Source organism: Streptomyces sp. NPDC031554 (assembly GCF_055580685.1).
In genome coordinates, this window is sequence record NZ_JBVIKX010000001.1 from 733,829 (window position 1) to 755,351 (window position 21,523).

Annotated in this window: 18 protein-coding genes; 8 read left to right on the forward strand and 10 right to left on the reverse strand. The window is 72.8% G+C overall.

The window, feature by feature from the left end; translation table 11 throughout:
• Positions 1-15 precede the first annotated feature (15 nt).
• The 8 genes from ACZ5FU_RS03200 to ACZ5FU_RS03235 form a co-directional block, all read right to left on the reverse strand.
• Positions 16-903 (reverse strand): DUF5936 domain-containing protein, encoded by an 888-nt coding sequence (locus tag ACZ5FU_RS03200; protein WP_468643011.1) that lies wholly within the window; start codon positions 901-903, stop codon positions 16-18.
• Positions 904-954: 51 nt separating this feature from the next.
• Entirely contained in the window at positions 955-1,899 is a 945-nt protein-coding gene (locus ACZ5FU_RS03205) for a type II secretion system F family protein (protein ID WP_451525338.1), read from the reverse strand.
• Positions 1,900-2,021: 122 nt separating this feature from the next.
• A complete protein-coding gene (locus ACZ5FU_RS03210; RefSeq protein ID WP_468833516.1) occupies positions 2,022-3,359 on the reverse strand; it encodes a CpaF family protein in 1,338 nt (445 codons plus the stop codon).
• Positions 3,360-3,375: 16 nt separating this feature from the next.
• Positions 3,376-3,735, reverse strand: a complete 360-nt coding sequence (locus ACZ5FU_RS03215) for a TadE/TadG family type IV pilus assembly protein (RefSeq protein WP_451525336.1) — start codon at positions 3,733-3,735, stop codon at positions 3,376-3,378.
• Position 3,736: 1 nt separating this feature from the next.
• A complete protein-coding gene (locus ACZ5FU_RS03220) occupies positions 3,737-4,066 on the reverse strand; it encodes a pilus assembly protein (RefSeq protein WP_451525335.1) in 330 nt (109 codons plus the stop codon).
• Positions 4,067-4,223: 157 nt separating this feature from the next.
• Positions 4,224-5,477, reverse strand: coding sequence for an AAA family ATPase (locus ACZ5FU_RS03225; protein WP_468643008.1), 1,254 nt, complete (start codon positions 5,475-5,477; stop codon positions 4,224-4,226).
• An 11-nt stretch (positions 5,478-5,488) separates the two neighbouring features.
• Positions 5,489-6,196 (reverse strand): Flp pilus assembly protein CpaB, encoded by a 708-nt coding sequence (gene cpaB, locus ACZ5FU_RS03230; protein ID WP_451525333.1) that lies wholly within the window; start codon positions 6,194-6,196, stop codon positions 5,489-5,491.
• A 134-nt stretch (positions 6,197-6,330) separates the two neighbouring features.
• Entirely contained in the window at positions 6,331-7,221 is an 891-nt protein-coding gene (locus tag ACZ5FU_RS03235; RefSeq protein WP_451525332.1) for a hypothetical protein, read from the reverse strand.
• A 240-nt stretch (positions 7,222-7,461) separates the two neighbouring features.
• On the opposite strand from ACZ5FU_RS03235, the gene ACZ5FU_RS03240 reads away from it, so the two are divergent.
• The 6 genes from ACZ5FU_RS03240 (at position 7,462) to ACZ5FU_RS03265 (ending at position 16,161) form a co-directional block, all read left to right on the forward strand.
• Complete coding sequence (locus ACZ5FU_RS03240) at positions 7,462-9,153, forward strand: chitinase (protein WP_469044325.1); 1,692 nt, start codon at positions 7,462-7,464, stop codon at positions 9,151-9,153.
• A 157-nt stretch (positions 9,154-9,310) separates the two neighbouring features.
• Positions 9,311-9,898, forward strand: a complete 588-nt coding sequence (locus ACZ5FU_RS03245) for a hypothetical protein (RefSeq protein WP_468643005.1) — start codon at positions 9,311-9,313, stop codon at positions 9,896-9,898.
• A complete protein-coding gene (locus ACZ5FU_RS03250) occupies positions 9,895-10,623 on the forward strand; it encodes a hypothetical protein (protein ID WP_468833523.1) in 729 nt (242 codons plus the stop codon). The genes ACZ5FU_RS03245 and ACZ5FU_RS03250 overlap by 4 nt, the downstream gene beginning before the upstream one ends.
• Positions 10,623-15,341, forward strand: a complete 4,719-nt coding sequence (locus ACZ5FU_RS03255) for a putative T7SS-secreted protein (RefSeq protein WP_469044327.1) — start codon at positions 10,623-10,625, stop codon at positions 15,339-15,341. The genes ACZ5FU_RS03250 and ACZ5FU_RS03255 overlap by 1 nt, the downstream gene beginning before the upstream one ends.
• Positions 15,342-15,358: 17 nt before the next feature.
• Positions 15,359-15,763: a hypothetical protein gene (locus ACZ5FU_RS03260; RefSeq protein ID WP_469044328.1), complete on the forward strand. Its 405-nt coding sequence runs from the start codon at positions 15,359-15,361 to the stop codon at positions 15,761-15,763.
• 206 nt (positions 15,764-15,969) lie between these two features.
• Positions 15,970-16,161 (forward strand): hypothetical protein, encoded by a 192-nt coding sequence (locus ACZ5FU_RS03265; RefSeq protein ID WP_469044330.1) that lies wholly within the window; start codon positions 15,970-15,972, stop codon positions 16,159-16,161.
• A 7-nt stretch (positions 16,162-16,168) separates the two neighbouring features.
• Here ACZ5FU_RS03265 and ACZ5FU_RS03270 read toward each other — a convergent pair whose 3' ends face one another.
• Together ACZ5FU_RS03270 and ACZ5FU_RS03275 are read right to left on the reverse strand one after the other, a co-directional pair.
• Complete coding sequence (locus ACZ5FU_RS03270; RefSeq protein ID WP_469044332.1) at positions 16,169-16,582, reverse strand: hypothetical protein; 414 nt, start codon at positions 16,580-16,582, stop codon at positions 16,169-16,171.
• On the reverse strand, positions 16,579-19,338 hold the full coding sequence (locus tag ACZ5FU_RS03275) for a SpoIIE family protein phosphatase (protein ID WP_469044334.1): 2,760 nt from the start codon (positions 19,336-19,338) through the stop codon (positions 16,579-16,581). The genes ACZ5FU_RS03270 and ACZ5FU_RS03275 overlap by 4 nt, the downstream gene beginning before the upstream one ends.
• A gap of 169 nt (positions 19,339-19,507) precedes the next feature.
• Between ACZ5FU_RS03275 and ACZ5FU_RS03280 the strand changes: the two genes are divergently transcribed.
• Together ACZ5FU_RS03280 and ACZ5FU_RS03285 are read left to right on the forward strand one after the other, a co-directional pair.
• Positions 19,508-20,014 (forward strand): SigE family RNA polymerase sigma factor, encoded by a 507-nt coding sequence (locus tag ACZ5FU_RS03280; RefSeq protein ID WP_398098879.1) that lies wholly within the window; start codon positions 19,508-19,510, stop codon positions 20,012-20,014.
• Between the two features lie 130 nt (positions 20,015-20,144).
• Complete coding sequence (locus tag ACZ5FU_RS03285) at positions 20,145-21,446, forward strand: hypothetical protein (RefSeq protein WP_469044336.1); 1,302 nt, start codon at positions 20,145-20,147, stop codon at positions 21,444-21,446.
• Positions 21,447-21,523 lie beyond the last annotated feature (77 nt).

Sequence of the window (21,523 nt, forward strand, 5' to 3'; positions counted from 1 at the left end):
CGTCATCCCGCCCGCCTACTCGCCCGTGATCGAGCTGAAGTCCGTGCCGGAGCCCAGCAGCATGCCCGCGCCGAGGAGGAGCATCGTGGCCGGGACCATGAACGTCGTGATCATCAGCGTGGCCTTGGGGACCGCGCGGGCGGCCTTGCGGCGGGCGTTCTGCGCGTCCGTACGGCGCATGTCCTTGGCGATCGCGACCAGCGTGTCGACGATCGGCGCGCCCAGTTCCTCGCCCTGCTGGAGCGCGGTGACGAACATGGCGACCTGTTCGGAGTCGTTGCGGCGGCGGAGTTCGGCGAAGGCGTCACGGCGGCTCATGCCGAGGTCCATCTGGCGGAGCGTGATCCGGATCTCGTCCGCCCACGGGCCCTCGTACCGCGACGCCACCCGGTCGAGGGCCTGGCGGAAGCCGAGGCCCGCGCTCACCACGACGGCGAGGACGTCCAGGAAGTCCGGGAGGGTGCGTTCGATCGCGTCCCTGCGGACCCGGATCGCCGCCCAGATGCCGACCTCGGACCAGAACAGGCCGAACGCGATCATGAGGAGGGCGAGGAAGAAGCTGCCCTGGAGCAGCGCGGCCAGGGCGCCGAGCGCGCCGATCGCCCCGTAGACCGCCCGGCGGGCCGCGTAGCGGTCGATCGTCAGGCCGCCGGGGTTGCCCGCGAGGTCGATCCTGCGGCGGTACCGGGCGACCTGCCGGGGGCCCATGAGCCGCAGGACGGCGGGGGCGTACCGCATGCCGAGGCGGTCGACGAGGGAGCCGACGGCACCGGTGCGGGTGGCGCCGACCTCCAGGGCCAGGGCGAGGTCGCTGGGCAGCTTCACCTCGGCGCGGTACATGCGCACGCCGGCGAAGACGCCCCAGACGCCGAGGCCCATGACGAGTGCGAGCAGAAGTTCCATGACGGTCGTTTCCTCCCTCGGTCCTGAGGTCCCCGGTCCCGGTCCCGGCGCTCAGACGTCGATGCGGGACATGCGGCGGATGAGGACGAAGCCGACGGCGTAGAGGGCGAAGGCGATGATCACGCTGGCCTGGCCGGCGGCCGATCCCGTCATGCGGTCGAGGGTGCCGTCCGCGACGCTGTCCATGAGGAACAGGGCGCCCACCCCCAGCACCGGCACCGCGTAGGAGGTCATGTTCACCTGGGACAGCTGGGTGCGGACCTCGCGGCGGGTCTCCTTGCGCTCCTCCAGCGTCTCGGTGAGGTTGCGCAGGGCTCCCACCACCTGGCCGCCGGCCCGGTTGGACAGGACGAGGGTGGTGACCAGGACGACGAGTTCGCGGGAGGGGAGACGGTCGGCGAGTTCGCCGAGGGCGTCGTCCAGGGAGTGGCCGACGGCCAGCTGGTTCGCGACCTTGGCGAGTTCCTCGCCGGCCGGGGCCTCCAGTTCCTCCGCGGCCATGCCGATCGCGGTGCGCAGGGCGAGGCCCGCGTCGGTGGCGTTGGCCAGGATGCGGGCCAGTTCGGGGAGTTGGTTGATGAAGCGTTCGATGCGTTTCTGGCGCTGCCAGTTGAGGAACTGCCAGGCGGCCCAGATGCCGAGCAGACCGGCCAGGGGGCCGAAGAAGGGGGCCAGGACGGCCTGTCCGACCAGCCACAGGGCCACGACCGCCGCCAGCATGTAGGCGAGGAACTCGCCCGGCGTCACGTCCAGGCCGGTGGCCGTCAGCCGCAGTTCCAGGGTGCGGCCGAGGTCGGTGCGGCGCAGGCGGCGGTCCAGGGTGCGGAAGCGGCGCCGGCGGCCGGCCGGGGCGACCTGGCCGGTGGCGGTGAGGCGGTCGACGAGGGCGGCCCGCTGGGCGCGGCCCCGCGCGTACGTGTGCACGCCCGCGACGGCCAGGCAGCAGGTCAGCAGGCTCACGCCGGTGGTGAGGGTGATCAGGTTCTGGAGGGTCATGTGGGGTCCTGCCTGTCCTGTTCCGTTTCCGTCCTGGCCGCGCTGTCGCGAGGGTCCGCTGCCGGGCTGCCGGGCTGTCGGGTTCTCCGGCCGTCCGGCCACCGTGATGTCGGGCTGTCGGGCTATCGGGCTTCCCGGGTGGTCAGCTCGTCGAGCGTGCGGGCCACTCCGAAGGCCTGCGGGATCGGCTGGCTCGCCATGTAGAGGCGGTCGGCGGTGCGGCGCGGCAGCGGGTGGTACGCGAAGGCGCCGTGGATGCGGCCGTCCGCGCCCATCGGCCGGGCGTCGAAGCGGGCGATGGTCGCCAGCCGGTACGGCTCCCCGCCGTGGCTGTCGAGCAGCGCGATCTCCGTCACCCGCCGGGTCCCGTCCGCGAAGCGGGTGAGCTGGACGATGACGTCCACCGCGCTGTTGATCTGGTCGTGCAGGGCGACGAAGGGGATCTCGACGTCCGACATGGACGCCAGGGTCTGCAGGCGCATCAGCGCGTCCTCGGCGCTGTTGGCGTGGACGGTGGCCAGGGAGCCGTCGTGGCCGGTCGACATCGCCTGGAGCATGTCCAGGGACTCGCCGCCGCGGACCTCGCCGACCACGATCCGGTCGGGGCGCATGCGCAGCGAGTTGCGGACCAGGTCGCGGATGGTGATGCGGCCCTTGCCCTCGACGTTCGGGGGCCGGGACTCCAGGCGGACGACGTGGGACTGCTGGAGCTGGAGTTCGGCCGAGTCCTCGATGGTGATGATGCGTTCGTGCTCCGGGATGAGCCCGGAGAGGGCGTTGAGGAGGGTCGTCTTCCCCGTGCCGGTCGCGCCGGAGACGATGATGTTGAACTTGGCCTGCACCAGTGCCGCCAGCAGGTACAGCATCGGCTCGTCGAGCGAGCCGAAGCCGATGAGTTCGTGCAGGGTGAAGGAGCGCGGGAAGCGGCGGATGGTGAGGGTGGGCCCGGTGAGGGACAGCGGGGGGATGATCACGTTGACGCGTTCGCCCGACGGGAGGCGGGCGTCGACCATCGGGTTGGTCTCGTCGACACGGCGGTTGACCGTGGAGACGATGCGTTCGATCGTCTGCATGAGCTGGTCGTCGGAGGCGAAGCGCAGCGGCAGCTGTTCGACCCGGCCGCCCCGTTCGACGAAGATCGCGTCCGGGCCGTTCACCATGATCTCGGTGACGGAGGCGTCCTCCAGGAGCGGTTCGAGGATGCCGAGGCCCAGCGCCTCGTCGACCACCCTGCGGATGAGCTGGGCGCGCTCCGCCGTGGACAGCACCGGGCCCTCGCGGCTGATGATGTGGCCCAGCACCCGTTCCAGGCGGGCCCGGCGCTCGGCCGCCGCCAGCGAGCTCATCTCGGCGAGGTCGATCTCCTCCAGGAGTTTGGCCCGGTAGGAGGCGACCAGGTGACCGTCCTCGCTCCGGCCGCCGTGCTCCTCGGGCGAGGTGATGCGTGCCCGCAGGCTCATGTCGAAAGCCCTTCCCTCAGTGGTCGACCGGCATGGTGGCCGTCTTGTGGGCCTCACCGAAGTCCCCGATGCCGGGGATGACGGAGGGGATCGTGACGGTGGAGGTGACGCGGACCTCGTCGCCCAGGTCCGCCGACTCGCACCGCGCGTCGAGCCGGCTGCTGACCGCCCGCGCGCAGTCGCCCGCGAAGTCCTCGCGCAGGGACGCGCTGCGCGCCCCCGCGCGGGCCGCCGTGCCCGCCTGCTGCGCCGCGTACGCGATCAGGCCGAGCTGTACGGCGGCCAGCGCCACGAGCAGCAGGACGGGGAGGAAACCCAGGTACTCCAGGGCCACTTGGCCCCGGTCCCGGTCCCGCCCGTGTGTCCGGTCCGGCATCTCAGTCGCCGTCCTCTTCCTCTACGGCGCCCGCGTGGCCGCGCACCGGGAACGGGAAGTCGATCAGGCCCGGGAACAGCACGGGCACGCGAAGGGTGACCTCCGCCGTCACGTAGCCGCTGCCGCCGCAGTCCACCACGGCGTTCCCCTTCCACGCGTCCCCCAGCTTCTCCAGGCCGGCCTGCCGGCACGCCCCGGACCGCTCCCCCGGCGCCGCCGCCGTCCCCGCCCGCACCGCCTCGTCGGCAGCATTCCCCGCGAGCGTGAACGTGTATCCCACGAGCACGAACTGCCACACCACCACCAAGGTCACGATGATCAGCGGGGTCATGCCGAGGAGTTCGACGGTGACCTGGCCCCGGTCGCCTCCGCGGCGCCCCGGTGCCGGTCCCCGTGATGCCGGCGAGGCCGGTCGTCGTGACCCCGTTCGTCGCGGTCCCGGTGGCCGGGGTCCCGGTCGCCGTGGTGCCGGTCGCCCTGGTCTCACGTCACTCCCTCCTGCGGCGGAACCCCGCCGCTCCCCGGTCGCCGCGTCCGGCCCGGCCGGACCTGCGGTGCTGCGCGCCCTCCGGGGCGGCGACCAGGGCGAGTTCGCCCGCGAGGGCCCACATGGCCTGGCGGACGGTGCCCCTGCCGTCGAGGGCGTGGACGCGACCGGCGTCCACGGCGGACTGGAGTTCCTTGAAGTTGGCGGGGATCGTGGTCGCCGCGACGGGCGTACCGGTGATCTTCTGGATGAGCGCGGGCTGGATCTCCGTACCGCGGCTGTGGCGGTTGACGACGACCGTGGTCTCCTCGGCCTTGCGGATCTGGAGGCGGTCCCACATGCGGACGGTGCGTTTGGCGCCGCGGACGGCCACCACGTCGGGGGTGGTGACGAGCAGGGCGCGGTCGGCCATCTCGACGGCGGTGGCGCCGGCCCCGCCGAGCTGGGCGCCGCAGTCGACGACGACGACCTCGTAGCGGGAGCGCAGGGCGCCGACGATCTGGCGGGCGGCGCGGTCGGTGACCTCCTCGCCGCGTTCGCCCTCGCCGGGGGCGAGCAGCAGGGCCACGCCGGTGTCGTGGCGGAAGACGGCCTCGGCGAGGATGCGCGGCGAGAGGTCGGTGATCACGGCGAGGTCGACGACCGAGCGGCGGAACTGGACGTCGAGGTAGGAGGCGACGTCGCCGGCCTGGAGGTCCAGGTCGACGAGGGCGGTGCTGCGGCCGGAGGCCTGGGCGGCGAGGGCCAGCTGGACGGCGAGCAGGGTGGCGCCGACGCCTCCCTTGGCGCCGCTGACCGTGACGACGGTGCCGCCGGCGCCGGTGAACACGTCGCCGCCGTGGCCGAGATGGCGCCGTACGCCGACCGACCACTGGGCGACGGCCTGGACGCGGTGGGCGAGGTCCTCGTAGCCGAGGGGCAGGGTGACCAGGCCGCGGGCGCCGGCGTCCATGGCGGCGGAGAAGAGGCCGGGGCCGGCGTCGGTGGTGACGAGGATGACCCCGACCGCGGGGAAGCGCAGGGCGACCTCGCGGACCAGTTCCAGGGCGGGTACGGGGCCGATGCGCTCGTGGACGACGACGACCTCGGGCAGCTCGTCCACCGACTCGGCGGCGAGGCGGGCGAGGGTGTCGACGAGCTGGGTGGAGTCGGCGACCGGGGTGACGGGTTCGGCGTCGGGGAGCTGGCTGAGCAGGCTGGTGAGGGAGCGGACCGCGTCCGCGTCGCCGACGGCCGGGAGGATCCTCGTGGGCATGGCGGCGGCCCTCACTTGTCCGTGACGAGTTCGTACGTGCGGTCCTTGTCGGGGACCGTGGTGGGGGTGCCGGGCGCCACCAGGGCGAGCCGGACGCGCTTGGCGAACGACTCGGCGTACGTGATGCGCTGGGCGTCGAGGGTGGACAGCGCGAAGGTGATGGGGACCGCCTCGGTGAGCCGCTGTCCGCGGTCGTCCTTGTCGGGGTTCAGGGCGCGCAGGTCGCCGACGTCGAGGACGCGGGCGTTGGTGATGATGATCTTCGACTGGTCGGGGTCGCTCTCGCGGGCGCCCTCGAAGGTGGCGTACACGTTGACGGAGGAACCCGGGGTGATCTTCCCGGCGACGCCGGTCGCCGCGTCGATCATGATGGCGACCTCCTGCTGGCCGGCCTGGAGGGCGGGCCGGTCGACGATCATGTCGCTCTGGAGCAGCGAGCCCTTCTTCAGGGTGGTCACGGCGATCTTGCCGCGGATGCCCGCGAGGTCGGTCACCGCGTTCCCGGAGAGCCAGCGCTCGGGCATCTCCATCTTCTCGAACTGGTCCGCGGTGAGGGGTGCGTAGGGCGCCACGTCGGACCTGACCCGGTAGGCGGTGACCTCGGGGCCGACCTTGGACTGCACGTCGTCGATGACGGAGAGGACGCCGGCGAAGGCGCCGAGGGCGCACAGGACCGACAGGAGCAGGAGGATCACGCCGCGGCGCTGACGGGAGTTCATGAACCGGTGCAACCTCGTTGGGGGGTCGGATCGAGCGGGCGGGGGACGGGGCGGGCGGGGCTTGTCGGGCGGGGGCCTCGGCGGGGTCACGGGGCCGGGGCGGACCGGGGGCGCGGCCGGGTCCCCGGTCCGGCTCAGCCGCCCGTGGTGAGGGCTCGGTGCGGGGGGCCGCCGCCGGTGAGCGCGCGGGCGGGACGGGGCTCGGAGGCGGGCGGCGGGGTGGCGGAGCAGAAGACGCAGAGGTCGCCGATGACGTCGACGCCGCACCAGTGGCACACGGTCCGGCGGACCGAGGTGACCAGTTGGTAGAGGACCGACAGGTCGGGCAGGTAGGCGCAGAACTCGATCAGCCGGTCGGTGCCCCACCAGGCGGCGGACTCGGCGGGCGCCTCCGTCTCGCGCAGGCCCTGGGTCCGCCAGGCGGGGGCGAGGGTGCCGGTGACCCAGTCGGACTGGAGCCGGCCGCGGCCGACCAGCATCCGGGTGTCGAACTCCGGTCCGGGCAGCACCGTTTCCGGCCCTGCCTTGACCAGCCGGGGCTGGGGGTGCGCCAGTACGGCGAACTGGCTGCCGGGCATCCACGAGCGGGCGTGCGAGGTCAGGTCGACGGGGACGCGGTCGAGGCGGGCCACGGAGGCGAGGAGCGCGCCGGCGTGGATGTAGTGCGTGAGCAGCCGGCCGGCCGAGGCGAGCACGCCGGGGCTCAGGTCGCAGGAGGCGAGCTGACGCAACTGGCGTGCCAGGACGGCGAGTCCGAGGGGCGGCAGGTCCGGCCGGAACAGCGCGATGCGATCGCTCTCCAGGAGGGAGCGGACGGTGTGCAGCCGCTGTCCGACGGCGGCGGGGGCCGCCCGCGAGTACACGACGACCAGGTGGCCGTGCTGGTCGAGGAGGGTCTGGACGTCGGCGACGGCCCGGTCGAGGGGCCGGCGGTCCAGGCCGTCGAGCACGGCGGCGGGCACGGTGCGTTCGTCCTGCGGCGGCAGGGCCAGGTCGGCGCCGGTCACGGCAATGGCAGTTGGCACGCGCAGCTCCCCGATTCCCGCGGTCCGGTCCGCCGGGAGTTGCTTCGGCGCACCGGGGTGACTTCATTGCGTGACTACCTCAGCACTGTATCCACGCCGCTGTGGCCGGAGAACAGCTTTCCGTGACCCCCCGCGGACGGATCTTCGCGCAATTCGCGTCAGAACGGGGCAGGTCGCCCACCCGGGCCCGCCGTCGACGGAACTCTTGACAACGGAATTGGTCTGGACCAACTTATTGTCATGTCCCCACTTAAAAGATCGGCCCGGCTCTGGTCGGGAGCCGTGACCGCCGCGCTCGCCCTCACCCTCGCGGGCACGGGCCAGGCGTCCGCCGCGGACGTCGACAACGCCAGGAACGCCGGCTTCGAGTCCGGCCTCGGCGGCTGGACGTGTTCCGCGGGCAGCGGGACCACCGTCACCTCCCCCGTGCACAGCGGCACGGCCGCGCTGAAGGCGACCCCGGCGGGCCAGGACAACGCCCGCTGCACCCAGACGGTCGCCGTGAGGCCCCGCTCCACCTACACGCTCAGCGCCTGGGTCCAGGGCGGTTACGCCTACCTGGGCGCGACCGGCACCGGCACCACCGACGTCTCCACCTGGACGCCGGACTCCACCGCCTGGAAGCAGCTGTCGACGACGTTCTCCACCGGCGCGTCGACCACCTCGGTCACCGTCTACCTGCACGGCTGGTACGGCCAGGCGGCCTACCTCGCCGACGACGTCTCGGTGTACGGCCCCGACGGCGGCGGGGGCACCGACCCGGCCCCCACGGTCCCGTCCGCCCCGGCGGGCCTCGCGGTCTCCGCCACCACGTCGTCGTCGGTCTCCCTGGCCTGGAACGCGGTCTCCGGCGCGACCGGGTACGGCGTCTACCGCGACGGCGCGAAGGTGACGGCGGTGACCGGCACCTCGGCCACCGTGACCGGGCTCGCGGCGGCCACGTCGTACTCCTTCCAGGTCACCGCGACGAACGCGGCCGGCGAGTCGGTGAAGTCGGCGACGGTGACGGGGCGGACGGCCGCGACCGGCGGAGGCGGCGGGGGCTCGGTGCCCAGGCACGCCGTGACCGGCTACTGGCAGAACTTCGACAACGGCGCGACGGTCCAGCGGATCTCCGACGTCCCCGACCGGTACGACATCATCGCGGTCGCCTTCGCCGACGCGACGACCACTCCGGGCGCGGTCGGTTTCACCCTCGACTCGGCCGGCCTGAAGGGCTACACCGTCGACCAGTTCAAGGCCGACATCAGGGCGAAGCAGGCGGCCGGCAAGAAGGTGATCATCTCGGTCGGCGGCGAACGCGGCACGGTGACCGTCAACGACGCGGGCTCCGCGGCCAACTTCGCGAACTCGCTGTACTCCCTGATGCAGACGTACGGTTTCGACGGCGTCGACATCGACCTGGAGAACGGCCTCGACGCGACGTACATGACGCAGGCGCTGCGCTCGCTGTCGGCGAGGGCCGGGGCGTCCCTCGTCCTCACGATGGCCCCGCAGACCATCGACATGCAGTCGACGTCCAGCTCCTACTTCCGGACGGCCCTGAACGTGAAGGACATCCTCACGGTCGTCAACATGCAGTACTACAACAGCGGTTCGATGCTGGGCTGTGACGGCAAGGTCTACAGCCAGGGCTCCGTGGACTTCCTCACCGCCCTGGCCTGCATCCAGCTCGAGGGCGGCCTCGCCCCCTCCCAGGTGGGCCTCGGCCTGCCCGCCTCCCCCCGCGGCGCGGGCAGCGGCTACGTCTCCCCCACGGTCGTCAACAACGCCCTGGACTGCCTGACCAGGGGAACCTCCTGCGGCACCTTCAAGCCGTCCCGCACCTATCCCGACCTCCGCGGCGCGATGACCTGGTCCACCAACTGGGACGCGACGGCGGGCAACGCGTGGTCCAGCGCGGTGGGGCCGCACGTGCACGGGCTGCCGTAGCCCTGAGGACCGGTCGAGGTGGGGGAGCCCGGAGGGAGATCCACCCCGAAGGGCCCCGGCAGCCCACCGGCCCTCGATTCTGCCGACCGCAGCACCGAACCGCCCTACGGCGAGGCGGCGTTGCGGTCAGCAATGCGCTGGTGTTTTGATGCCGGACATGGCTGAACAGGGGGGCGGGAACGGCCCGGAGGGCCATACCCGCAGGTCCGTGCTGGACGACTACGCGGAGATGACCGGACCGGGCGCGGCGGACGGACGTCCCCCTTCGGCCACCGTCGAGGAACTTCCCGTCCCGGACGGCGGAGCACCGCCCCCGCCCGCCCCGGCGTCGCCCGAGCCCGCGGCGTCCTTACCGGAGACGGACGACGTCGCCCGCGGCCGTCGCGAGTCCGGCGCGCTGCTGGGCGCGTTCCGCCGTGCGGCCGTCCTCGTTCCGGTGGACGAGGAGGAGGCTCCGCTGGCCGCGGACCACGGTGGGATCCGCTGGCTGTACGCGTTCTCCGACGAGTCGGCGCTCGCGCGGTTCGCGATCGCGAGGGGTGACGCCGGGCACGAGTGGCCGTACCGGCGGGTGCTGGGGGCCCGGTTGCTGGACGCCGGGGTCGGGGCGACGGGCGTGCCGTGCGGGGTGGCCCTGGACGTGGGGAGCGAGGGGAACGGTGTGCTGTTCCCGCCCGTGGCGGGGATCGTGCCGGACGCGGTGGCGGTGGACTTACCGGCGGCGCACGGGGAGGAGTCGCGATGAGCGGTGACGAGGGCGAGGACATCAAGGCGGCGGGCCTGGACTCGGTCGCTCGGGGCATCACCCTGACGCTGGCCGAGTTGAAGGAGATCGGCGTCGACAGCATGGCCGGGGCGGGCCGGGGGTTCTCCGGACTCTCCCTCTCGGGGCTGCAGTTGGGGCACGAGTCGCTGACGTCCGCGTTCACGACGTTCTGCGAGCGCTGGGAGTGGGGTGTGCGCTCGCTCGTGATCGAGGGGAACACCTTCGCGGAGAACGTGGGACTCGCGGCGGGCACGCTCCACGAGACCGACGAATACGTCGGGGGCGCGCTGAAGGTCGGGGCGAACTCGCTGCTGGGCGACCCGTACGCCGCCGAGGAGGAGATCACGCGGATGGGCTGGGGCGAGCTGGCCCGGAAGAACATCGACGCCTACCGCGATCCGGACTACAGCGGGGCTTCCTTCGAGGAGGCGTGGAAGAACAGCGAGCAGGGCTGGAAGGACGCGGGCCGGGACGTGATGACCTCGCGCTGGGCGGGGCCGATGTACCTCAACCCCGAGAACCTGCACGGCGCCTTCGGGGTGGACGACGCGCAGTACGACCAGTGGCTCGACGACACCTTCGGTCCCTCGCCGGAGGAGCGGGCCGAGGCCGCGGAGCAGCAGGGGCAGCAGGGCCAGCAGGGCCAGCAGGGCCAGCAGGGCCAGCAGGGCCAGCAGGGCCAGCAGGACGGGAACGCCGGCTGATGGACATCGGCAAGCTGGTCGACTCCGGTCTGGAAAAGCTCGACGACGGTCTCGACGCGGGCAAGAAGTTCCTCGGCGAGGGCATCGACGAAGGCACCGACCTCATCGGGGAGGGTCTGGAGAAGGTCGGCGCCGAGGGCTGGGCCGACAAGGTCGAGGACTTCGGTGACGGTCTCGCCTCGGAGCTCGGGGCGACTCCGGGCGAGCAGCAGCTCGGCGAGACCGACCAGGCGAACGAACTGATCCACGGAGACCCGGGCGCCATCCGCGGGGCCGCCGGGCACCTCAAGGACTTCCGGAAGGCCTTCGACACGACCGGCGAGGGCATGCGGAAGCTGGACTCCTCGCACTGGAGGGGCGAGGCCGCCGACGCCTTCCGCAAGAAGTTCGCCCCGCACCCCGCCAAGTGGCTGCGCGCGGCGGACGCCTGCGACAAGGCCGCCGCGGCCCTGGAGGACTTCGCCGGCACGGTGACCTGGGCGCAGGGCCGGGCCCGGAGCGCCATCGCCCTGTACGAGCAGGGCCGCAAGGCCTCCGAGCGGGCGAGGGAGACGTACGACAAGCGCGTCGACGCCTACAACGCCAAGATCAAGGCGAACGAGGACCCCGGCCCCCGCCCGGAGAAGTTCGAGGACCCCGGCGCCGCCGACGTCGCGCGTGCCCGCGAGATCCTCGCGGAGGCCCGCCGCCAGCGCAACGACGCCGGCCGCACGGCCGCCGCCTCGGTCACCGCCGCCCTGGCCCACGCCCCGGCCGAACCGCCGGCCTCCGACCGCCTCGAGGCCGACGCCGCCGACGGGTTCGCGGCCCTCCGGACCGAGCGCCTGCACCTCCTCGGCGGCGTGGTCAAGGGCACGGCCGGCCTGGTGAACTTCGCCCGCGGCCTCAACCCGATGGATCCCTACAACGTCACGCACCCGGCGCAGTACCTCCAGAACGTCAGCATGACCCTGTCCGGTCTCGTCTCGGCCGCCTCGCACCCCGAGCGCACGGCGAAGGCCGCGTGGGACGGCTTCGTGAAGGACCCGTCGGAGGGCACGGGACGGCTGCTGCCGGAGCTGATCGGAACCAAGGGCCTGGGCATGGCCCGCGGCGGCATCCGGGCCGGCGTCGAGGCGGGCATGGAGGAGGCCGCCGGTTCGGCGGCACGCCGGGAGGGGAGAGGAGCCGCCGAGGCGGCCCGGGAGCGTCCCGCCGAGCACGACAGCCCCGATCCCCGGGACAAGGTCGACAAGGACCCCACGGACCCGGTCGACCTCACCACCGGCAAGATGTACCTGCCGCAGACGGACGTGACGCTGCCGGGCGCCCTTCCCCTCGTCTTCCGGCGGCGCGTGGAGTCGGGCCACCGCTTCGGACGCTGGTTCGGGCCGTCCTGGTCCTCGACGGTCGACCAGCGCCTGGAGATCGATGCCGAGGGCGTCGTCCTCGTCACCGAGGACGGCATGCTGCTGGCCTACCCGCACCCCGCGCCCGGCCTGCCGACCCTCCCGGGGCACGGCCCGCGCCGGCCGCTGGACCGCGTGGACGGCGGCTACACGGTCACGGACCCGCGGACGCGCCGCGTCTGGCACTTCGCCGACCGCGGCGACGACCTGGCGGTCCTGGAACAGATCGACGACCGCAACGGCAACCGGCTCACCTTCGAGTACGACACCGAGGGCACGCCGCTGGGCATCGTCTCCAGCGCCGGTCACGACGTCCGCATCTCCACGGAGGCGGGCAGGATCACGGCCCTGCGCCTGTCGGCGGCCGACCAGGTGCTGATGCGCTACGGCTACACCGACGGCAATCTGACGGAGGTCGTCAACTCCTCCGGCCTGCCCCTGCGCTTCACCTACGACGAGGCAGGCCGCGTCACCTCCTGGACGGACACGAACGACCGCGGTTACACCTACGCGTACGACGACCGGGACCGCTGCGTCGCCGAGGGCGGCTCGCACGGCCACATGAGCCTGCGGCTGTCGTACGGCGAACGGGACCCGGCCACCGGCCTGCGGGTGACCACGACCACCACCGCCGAGGGCCACACCCGCCGGTACACCGTCGACGACGCCTGCCAGGTGATCGCCGAGACCGACCCGCTGGGCGCGGTCACCCGCTTCCAACGCGACCGCCACCACCGCCTCCTCTCCCGCACGGACCCGCTCGGCCGGCGGACGACGTTCGACTACGACGAGGCGGGCAACCTGCTCGCGCTCACCCGTCCCGACGGGCGCGTGTCGAGGGCCGAGTACAACGGCCTCGGGCTGCCGGTGAGGGTGGTGAACCCGGACGGCACGACCGTCCGCCAGACGTACGACGACCGCGGGAACCGCACGTCGGTGACCGACCCGGCGGGCCGGACCACCCGCTTCGCCCACGACGAGGCCGGTCACCTGACGTCGGTGACCGACCCCCTCGGCCGCACGACCACGGTGGTGTGCGACCGTGCGGGTCTCCCGCTGGAGATCACTGACCCGCTCGGCGCGGTCACCCGCTACGAGCGCGACGCCTTCGGCCGCCCTGTCGCCGTCACCGACCCCACCGGCTCGACGACCCGCCTGGAGTGGACGGTCGAGGGCCGCCCGGCCCGCCGTACGGCGGCCGACGGCACGACCGAGACGTGGACCTACGACGGCGAGGGCAACTGCACCAGCCACACGGACGCGACGGGCGGCGTCTCCCGCTTCGAGTACACCCACTTCGACCTGCTGACGGCCCGGACGGGCCCGGACGGCGTGCGGTACACGTTCGACCACGACCTGGAACTGCGGCTGACGAAGGTCACGAACCCGCAGGGCCTGACGTGGACGTACGCGTACGACGCGGCCGGCCGGCTGGTCGCGGAGACGGACTTCGACGACCGCGCGCTGACGTACACGTACGACGAGGCGGACCGTCTGACGTCCCGGACGAACGCGCTCGGCGAGGTCGTGACCTTCGAGCGCGACGTGCTGGGCCGGGTGATCCGCAAGGACGCGGCCGGCCGGGTCACGACGTACGCGTACGACATGACCGACCGGCTCGCGCAGGCGACGGGCCCGGACGGCACCACGCTGGCACTGCTGCGCGACCGCTTCGGGCAGTTGCGCTCGGAGACGGTGAACGGCCGGACCCTGACGTACGCGCACGACGGCCTGGGCCGCCGGACGGGCCGCACGACCCCGACCGGCGCGACGACGACGTGGTCGTACGACGCGGCGGGCCGCCGCACCGGAATGACGGCCTCCGGCCGCTCGATCGACTTCACGTACGACGCGGCGGGCCGCGAACTGGCCCGCCGCATCGGCGGGACGGTCACCCTGGAGCACGGCTTCGACGAACTCGGCCGCCTGACGGCCCAGTCGGTGACGGGGCCGGACGGCCACACCGTCCAGTCGCGCACCTACACCTACCGCGCCGACGGCAACCTGACCGGCGTCGACGACCGGCTCTCCGGCCCCCGCCGCTTCGACCTGGACGCGGCGGGCCGGGTGACGGCGGTGCACGCGGCGGACTGGACGGAGACGTACGCGTACGACGCGGCGGGCGACCAGACGTCGGCGTCCTGGCCGGCCTCCCACCCGGGCGGGGAGGCGACCGGCGACCGCGAGTACACGGGCACCCGCATCACCCGGGCCGGCCGCGTCCGCTACGAACACGACGCGCTCGGCCGCGTCGTCCTGCGCCGGAAGACCCGCCTGTCCCGCAAGCCGGACACCTGGCGCTACGCGTGGGACGCCGAGGACCGCCTGACGTCGGTGACGACCCCGGACGGCACGCGCTGGCGGTACACCTACGACCCGCTGGGCCGCCGCACGGCGAAGCTGCGGCTGGCGGAGGACGGCGAGACGGTCGTCGAGCGGGTGCTGTTCACCTGGGACGGCACGACCCTGTGCGAACAGACCACCACGTCCACGGACCTGCCCCACCCCGTCACCCTCACCTGGGACCACAAGGGCCTGCAGCCCATCGCCCAGACCGAACGCCTCCTGGCGTCCGACGCCCCACAGCAGGAGATCGACTCCCGTTTCTTCGCCATCGTCACGGACCTGATCGGCACGCCGAACGAACTCGTCGACGAGCGGGGCGAGATCGCCTGGAGGTCCCGCAGCACGCTGTGGGGCACCACCGCGTGGACCGCGAACAGCACCACCTACACGCCGTTGCGCTTCCCCGGCCAGTACTACGACCCGGAAACGGGGCTGCACTACAACTACTTCCGGCACTACGACCCGGGGACAGGGCGATACCTCACCCGAGATCCACTAGGAATCGCCCCTTCGCCGAACCCCGCTAAATATGTCGAAAACCCGCACCTGCAATCGGACTCCCTCGGTCTTGCCCCTGATTACCCTGGAGGTGAGGGCGGCCGTGGCACCTATGACTTCAGGGAACCAAATACGAACCACCCGCCCGACGAAGGGGCGATCACCGCCATGAGATCCGCCCCCATCGGCGGTAATATCGACTGCTCAGAGATCGCCGAATACATCTTGAGAGAAAATGGAGGGAAAGGTAAAATCATTAACTTCACCTCACCCCACAGCTCGACCATCAATATTCCAGAGCAGTCAGGATCCCTAGTTCAAGAATACCGGTACCATGACGTATACACCGACGGGAGATACGTCTACGATCCAGCCATGAGCTCGAATCCAATCACGTACGGCGATTACGAACGCGCCATTCGACTGGAGAATCCAGACAAAAAAATTCACGTCCAAAACGGGGGATATTCGGGCCCTCTCTGGTAGCGCGAGAACGGATCATCATGTCAATCCTCAGCGAGAGCGCCGTAAAGGCGCTCAGGCGATTCGGGGAACTCGAATGGTTCAAGTTGCCCCTACAGGTCAATCCACGGTACGGCTACCCTCAGGTGCCTTACATGGGATGGCGCTACACAACCCCCGAGGAGAGAATCGCGCAACACATTGAAGCCGCCGTGAAGTCGCTTCCCACGCAAGCAAAATGGACGCTCGACAGATCCAGAAGAAATTGGATCATCGTACCGACTCGCATTCTCCATGAAGCCGGAGGACTGGCAGATCCCGCCTTCAGGGATACCGTCAACTTGATCAACAAAAACGACCAGGACTTCTGCCTCCTGGCGCTGGAAGATTTTAAAATGATCATCCATGAGCTCCAGGAAACCCCACTCCCGAAGGCCGAGCCATAGATTCACGTCGCACGGCCGACCGCCACCCGGCGAAAGCCGCGTTCGAACAGGCCAGAATTAAACGCGGCCGCATTCTGGGTTTCCTCAGGGCACGTTCGATCAACATCAATTGCCACGGCCCTGCGGTATGGAGCGCATCGCCCTCTCGCCCGAGGCGTCACGGGACTTCATCCTGGAGATCGCCAACAGCCGGCGAGGAGACGAACATGCCCGACATCACCCGGGAAGAACCCTTCTGCGCCGAAGGATCGGCGTGCTTCCTCCTCGGCACCGACCCCGAAGGCAACGCCTACATCGCCATGGCCGGGGCCGAGGAGGCCTACCTCGCCGACTCCCGGGACGCGTTGCGGACCATGATCCTCGACATCAAGGTGGGGAAGGCCGGTCACCCGTCGTGAACCGGCGTCAGCCCGCCGGGCGGTAGTAGCCGAGTACCCAGGACAGTTGGGCGAACCAGGTCGACAGCAGGCTGCGGGGTTTCGCCATCACCATGCACTCGTAGACGCGGCCGTCCACGTGGACCACCGCGACCATGAGGGCCTTGCCGTCGGGGCGGGCCTTGTAGTGGACGCTGCGGATCTCGGGCCAGGAGAAGTCGACGACGATGTCGTACATGTCGAAGGCCACGCCCGACGCGTCGACGACGACCGAGCTGTGCTTGTCGACCGCCAGGAACTCGGGAGCGTCCGGCGGCGCGGGCGCGGGCCCCGGTGCCGAGGGGGCGTACTGCGGCGGGGGTGCCGGTGTCGAGGGGGCGTACTGCGGCGGGGGCGGGCCGAAGCCCGGCGGGACCGGGGGCGGCGGAGGCTGGTCTGTCACAGCGGAAACCTATCCGCCGCGGCGCCTCGCGACGCCCGTGAGGGCGGCACGGGACGGACCGCGAGGAGGGCGATGTCGTCGTCGCTGTCCGCACCGAGGCCGATGAGGAGCTCGTCGCAGAACACGTCGAGGGGTTCGCGGGCCAGGAGGGCGGCGTGCCGGCCGAGACGGGCCATGCCGTCGTCGAGGGACTCGCCGCGCCGTTCGACCAGGCCGTCGGTGTAGAGGAGGACGGTGGAGCGCGCCGGGATCGCGTCGCGGCCCCTGGACCGGGGCAGGTCGGGGTCCACTCCGAGGAGGACTCCGGCGCCGTCCTCCAGGTAGCGGGTGCGGCCGTCCTCGCCGACCAGGAGGGGCGGCAGATGGCCGGCGGAGGAGTGCACCAGCTCCCAGGGGCCGGCCGCGGGGCCTTTGAGGAGCCCGTAGACGCAGGTGGCGGTGGCCTCCTGGTACAGGCTGTGGTTCGCCATGTCCAGGCGGCGCAGGACCGTCTCGGGGGGCTCCTGCCGGTCCACGGCGATGCCGCGGAGCATGCTGCGCAACTGGCTCATGGCGATGGCCGCGTCGAGGTTGTGGCCGGTGACGTCGCCGATCACCAGGGCGGTGTCCCCGCCGGGGAGGACGAAGCTGTCGTACCAGTCCCCGCCGACCTGGGCGGTGGTGGAGGAGGCCGCGTAACGGGCGGAGAACCGGAGGTGGGCGATCTCCGGCAGCACGGGCAGCAGGGAGCGCTGGAGCTGTTCGGCGATGTTGCGCGTCTCCTGGTGGAGGCGGGCGTTGTCCACCCCCAGGGCGAGGGTCCGCGCCAGGTCGTCGATCAGGGTCAGGTCCTCCTCGGTGAACGGCCGTTCGTCACCGCCGCGCGCCACGGTGAGCGCGCCGATGACCTGGCGGCGTGCCCGCAGCGGGGCGACGACGGCGCTGCGCGTGTCCATGCTGCGCAGCAGCTGCGCGTAGTGGGTGTCCAGCGGGCTCGTGGCCCGGCCCGGCGACGGCGGCTCGGTGAGCAGCAGCGGGCCGGCGCCGCTCAGGGCGCGGGCCAGGGGTCCGCGGGCGGCCTGCGACACGGGCGGGATCCGGCCCTCGTACTCCTCGGAGCCCGCCGTCCCGGGGCTGCGGCGGACGACGCAGACGCGGTCCACGTGGGCGGCGCGCGCGGTGAACAGGTCCACCGCGCACCAGTCGGCGAACCGTTCGGTGAGGACCCGGGCGACATGCCGTACGTCCTCGTCCAGGTCCACGGCGTCGTTCAGCACGGCGCCGGTGGCGGTCAGCAGCGCGAGCCGCTCCAGCGCCGGCATGCCCGCCCCGTCGCCCTCGCCCTGCGGGGCGGACGGGGCCGGTTCGCCGGGCTGCGGGGGCGCCACGGAGCGGGCGCGGCCGGGCGGGCGGGACGGCGGGACCGGCGCGGCCTCCCGGGGGGTGAGCTGGGCGACGAACACGGTGCGGCCGTCCGGCATCTCCTGGGTCTGGACGAACAGCCGGACGGGGATCAGCCGGCCGTCGCGGTGCAGCGCGGGGAGCGGTATCGAGCGGCCCAGGATCCGGGGCCGCCCGCTGAGCAGCAGGGACCTGAAGGCCGTGAGGTGGCGTTCGCGCAGGTGTTCCGGGATGAGCGTGACGAGGGGCCGCCCGACGAGGTCGTCCGCGCGCCAGCCGAGCAGGTCGGCCGCGGGTCCGTTCACCGCGATGATCCTGTTCCGCTCGTCGGCGGCGATCGTCGGGACCCGGCCGGCGTGCACCTGGCCGGCGTGCCAGGACACCAGCTCCGACGGGCTGGAGCCCGGCTCCCGGGGCACCAGCGTCCACGCGGTGGGGGACCCGCCGGCGAGCTGGCCGACGATCTGGTCGAACAGCCACTGATGGAAGACGCGGCTGCGCGGGAGCGCCGGCAGGGTGAGGAACCGTTCGTCGCGGGCCGCCTCCTCGGCCAGGCCGAGCACCACGCGCAGCGCCCGCGCCGCGGGGCCGGCGTCCGCCGGCACCGCCAGGGGCAGGGACCGGATCTCCGCTCCGCCGGCCTGGTGCCGCAGCGCGGCCGTCACGCTCGTGCTGATCAGGTGGTTCATGTCCTGGGCGGCGGCGAGTTCCGCCGGTGCGACGCCCAGGTCGTGTCCGGCGGCCAGGGCCAGGACGACCTCGCGGAGCAGCGTGTGACGGTGCTGCTGGGAGGCGGAGTACAGCGCCCCGGGCACGTCGACGAGCGTCACGGTCGCGCCGGGGCCGCTCGCGCCGGGCACCGCGCCGGGACCGCTCGCACCCGCGCCGGGCCCCTCGGCCCCGTCGGCCCCGTCGGCCCCGGTGCCCGTCGGCGGGGCCGGGGTCCCCCGTCCGTCCGGCCGCGCCGCCGTCCCCCCGGGCGTCGTGCCGGGCCCCAGCTCGAACCACACCGTCTTGGTCTCCTCACCGGTGTCGACGCCGTGCCGGGACGCCAGCCGCCCGACGAGGGCCAGGCCCTGCCCGGTGCCGGCGTACGCGGGGTAGGCGTACGGCACCGGCCCGCGGTCCGGCCGCCGGTCGCTCACCCCCACGCGCACCGTGTCGCCGGCCGCCCGGACCTCGACCTCGACCTCGGTGCGGGCGTGCAGCAGGGCGTTGGTCACCAGCTCGCTGACCAGCAGCTCGACGGTGTCCGCCTGGTCCGGCGCGAGGGCGTCGGGCAGGACGGACCGCACGAACCTACGGGCCTGCGCCACACTCCGCGGCCCCTGGCCGAACCGCCGCGACGGCGCGCCCGGAACGTGGTGGTCGGCCATGGCCCCAGTCTCCCCCAGGGGGCCCGGTCCCGCGCCCGCGCACGGCCCGGGGGCGGCGGACGGGTGAGAATCCCCCGGTGGCCGTGAAACATTTCCGCGGGCCCACCGCATCAGTGAGGTGAGGGCAGCACACGGGGACAGACGGGGACACCCGGACGGGGGAACACGCATGAGACAGGTCCGCGCGGACGGGTACGCCGAGTTCGCGGCGGCACGGACCGGGCATCTGTACCGGTCCGCGTGTCTGCTCACCGCCGGGGACACGCACCTCGCCGAGGATCTCGTGCAGGAGACCCTCGGCAGGCTGTACGTCCGCTGGGGGCGGGTCTCCCGGGCCGACAACCCCGCCGGGTACGCGCAGACCGTCCTCACCCGCACCTTCCTCGCCCACCGCCGGCGGCGCAGCAGCGGTGAGCGGGCCGTGGACGTCCTTCCGGAGCGGGCGGGCGCGGGGGCCGACGTGCCCCTGCGGCTCACGCTGGTGGAGGCCCTCGGCCGGCTGCCCGCGAAGGACCGGGCCGTCCTCGTCCTGCGGTACTGGGAGGACCGGTCCGTGGAGGAGACGGCCCGGGCGATGAACGCCAGCTCCGCCGCCGTACGGACGCGGTGCGTGCGGGCCCTCGGCCGGCTGCGGGAGCTGCTGGGCGAGGACATCGGCGAGTACGCCCGTCCCTGAGCGACCCCGTCCCACCCGTACGGGTACGCCCGCGTGCTCGTGCTCGTACACGCGTGTCCGTCCCCGGGCGGGCCCGACCACCCCCACGACGTCCTTCGACCACTCCGACCCCCGGAAACGGTGGTGCGACATGCCCGTCGACCAGACCCACGATCCCTTCGAGGACCGGCTCTCCGCCGCCCTGCACCAGGCCGGCGGCGCCTTCGACACCGACCGTGCCGCGCTCGCCGCGGCCGGCGAGGTGCGCGGGCGCCGGCTGCGCCTGCGGCGGCGGGCCGCCCTCGCGGGGGGTGCGGCAGGCCTCGCCCTCGTGGGGGTGGGCGGGGCGCTGCTCGTACCCTCCGGCGCGGACGACGGCCCGCGGAACGGCTCGGTCGCCGCGACCGGGGCGGGCACGCCGACGGCCGCCGCCACCGCCGCGAGCCCGGCCGCACCCCCCGTCTCCGCGGACGACATGGTCCGTACGCTCACGAAGCTGCTCCCCGAGGGGAAGGTGACCCCCGGGGCGGCGCGCGGGACGGACGATCCGCAGGGGCTGCCGCCGCTCGCGCAGGTGGTGTTCGACGACGGCGAGGGCGCGGGGTCGGTCTCGCTGGCCGTGGACCGGGTACGCGGCGCGGGCGGGACCTTCGATCCGGCGAGCGAGGTGGCGCCCTGCCCCGAGCTGGAGCTGCCCGGTTCGGAAGCGGACAGCTGCGTGACGCAGACCCTGCCCGACGGGTCCGTGGTGACCCTGACGCAGGGGTACGAGTACCCGGACCGCCGCGAGGACACCAAGGCGTGGAGCGCCGACCTGGTCACTCCGGCCGGGCAGCGGGTGAGCGTGAGCGAGTGGAACGCCGCCGCCGAGAAGGGCGAGCCCGTATCCCGGCCCGAACCCCCGCTGACCATGGCGCAGTTGAAGTCGCTGGTCGCGGCGAAGGAGTGGCGCAGGGTCGCCGACGCCCTCCCGGAGCCGGCCGCGGCGCCGACGGCGTCGGGCTCCGCCGCGGACACGTCGGGGCTCGCAGGGCGGCGGATCCTCGCCGTCCTCACCAGCTCGCTGCCCGACGGCGTGCAGGTCGTCTCCAGCGACCACGACGAGACCGAGTTCGCCTACGCCGTCCTGGACGACGGCAAGGGCAGGAGCTACGTCCAGGTCAACATGCAGCGCGGCATGTCCGACGCCGCGGGCGAGCTGTACGGCTCCGGCGCCGAGACCCTTTCCGACGGCACCCGGGTCGCGACGCGGCAGGGGCCGGGCGAGAAGGGCGGCGAGGGCGTCGTGATGTGGACCGTGGACACGATGCGCGCGGACGGCAGGCGCGTGGTGATCAGCGCCTTCAACGCGGGCAGCCAGACGACGGCCGCCACGCGCCCCGAACCGGCGCTCACCGTCGCCCAGTTGCGGAAGATCGCGCTCAGCCCGCAGTGGGAGGTGCTCGGCGCCTGAGCCCGGCACCGGCCGCGTCGTCCGCGGCCGGTGCCGGCCACGGCCGTGCGGCCCCGGCGGGCGTCGTCCGCCGGGGC

Coding starts and splice junctions, on each gene's coding strand:
- ACZ5FU_RS03260 (WP_469044328.1), top strand. CDS start 15,359: ATGTCAATCCTCAGCGAGAGCGCCGTAAAGGCGCTCAGGCGATTCGGG.
- ACZ5FU_RS03280 (WP_398098879.1), top strand. CDS start 19,508: ATGAGACAGGTCCGCGCGGACGGGTACGCCGAGTTCGCGGCGGCACGG.
- ACZ5FU_RS03245 (WP_468643005.1), top strand. CDS start 9,311: ATGGCTGAACAGGGGGGCGGGAACGGCCCGGAGGGCCATACCCGCAGG.
- ACZ5FU_RS03205 (WP_451525338.1), bottom strand. CDS start 1,899: ATGACCCTCCAGAACCTGATCACCCTCACCACCGGCGTGAGCCTGCTG.
- ACZ5FU_RS03255 (WP_469044327.1), top strand. CDS start 10,623: ATGGACATCGGCAAGCTGGTCGACTCCGGTCTGGAAAAGCTCGACGAC.
- ACZ5FU_RS03250 (WP_468833523.1), top strand. CDS start 9,895: ATGAGCGGTGACGAGGGCGAGGACATCAAGGCGGCGGGCCTGGACTCG.
- ACZ5FU_RS03210 (WP_468833516.1), bottom strand. CDS start 3,359: ATGAGCCTGCGGGCACGCATCACCTCGCCCGAGGAGCACGGCGGCCGG.
- ACZ5FU_RS03275 (WP_469044334.1), bottom strand. CDS start 19,338: ATGGCCGACCACCACGTTCCGGGCGCGCCGTCGCGGCGGTTCGGCCAG.
- ACZ5FU_RS03265 (WP_469044330.1), top strand. CDS start 15,970: ATGCCCGACATCACCCGGGAAGAACCCTTCTGCGCCGAAGGATCGGCG.
- ACZ5FU_RS03225 (WP_468643008.1), bottom strand. CDS start 5,477: ATGCCCACGAGGATCCTCCCGGCCGTCGGCGACGCGGACGCGGTCCGC.
- ACZ5FU_RS03220 (WP_451525335.1), bottom strand. CDS start 4,066: ATGACCCCGCTGATCATCGTGACCTTGGTGGTGGTGTGGCAGTTCGTG.
- ACZ5FU_RS03200 (WP_468643011.1), bottom strand. CDS start 903: ATGGAACTTCTGCTCGCACTCGTCATGGGCCTCGGCGTCTGGGGCGTC.
- ACZ5FU_RS03240 (WP_469044325.1), top strand. CDS start 7,462: ATGTCCCCACTTAAAAGATCGGCCCGGCTCTGGTCGGGAGCCGTGACC.
- cpaB (WP_451525333.1), bottom strand. CDS start 6,196: ATGAACTCCCGTCAGCGCCGCGGCGTGATCCTCCTGCTCCTGTCGGTC.
- ACZ5FU_RS03285 (WP_469044336.1), top strand. CDS start 20,145: ATGCCCGTCGACCAGACCCACGATCCCTTCGAGGACCGGCTCTCCGCC.
- ACZ5FU_RS03215 (WP_451525336.1), bottom strand. CDS start 3,735: ATGCCGGACCGGACACACGGGCGGGACCGGGACCGGGGCCAAGTGGCC.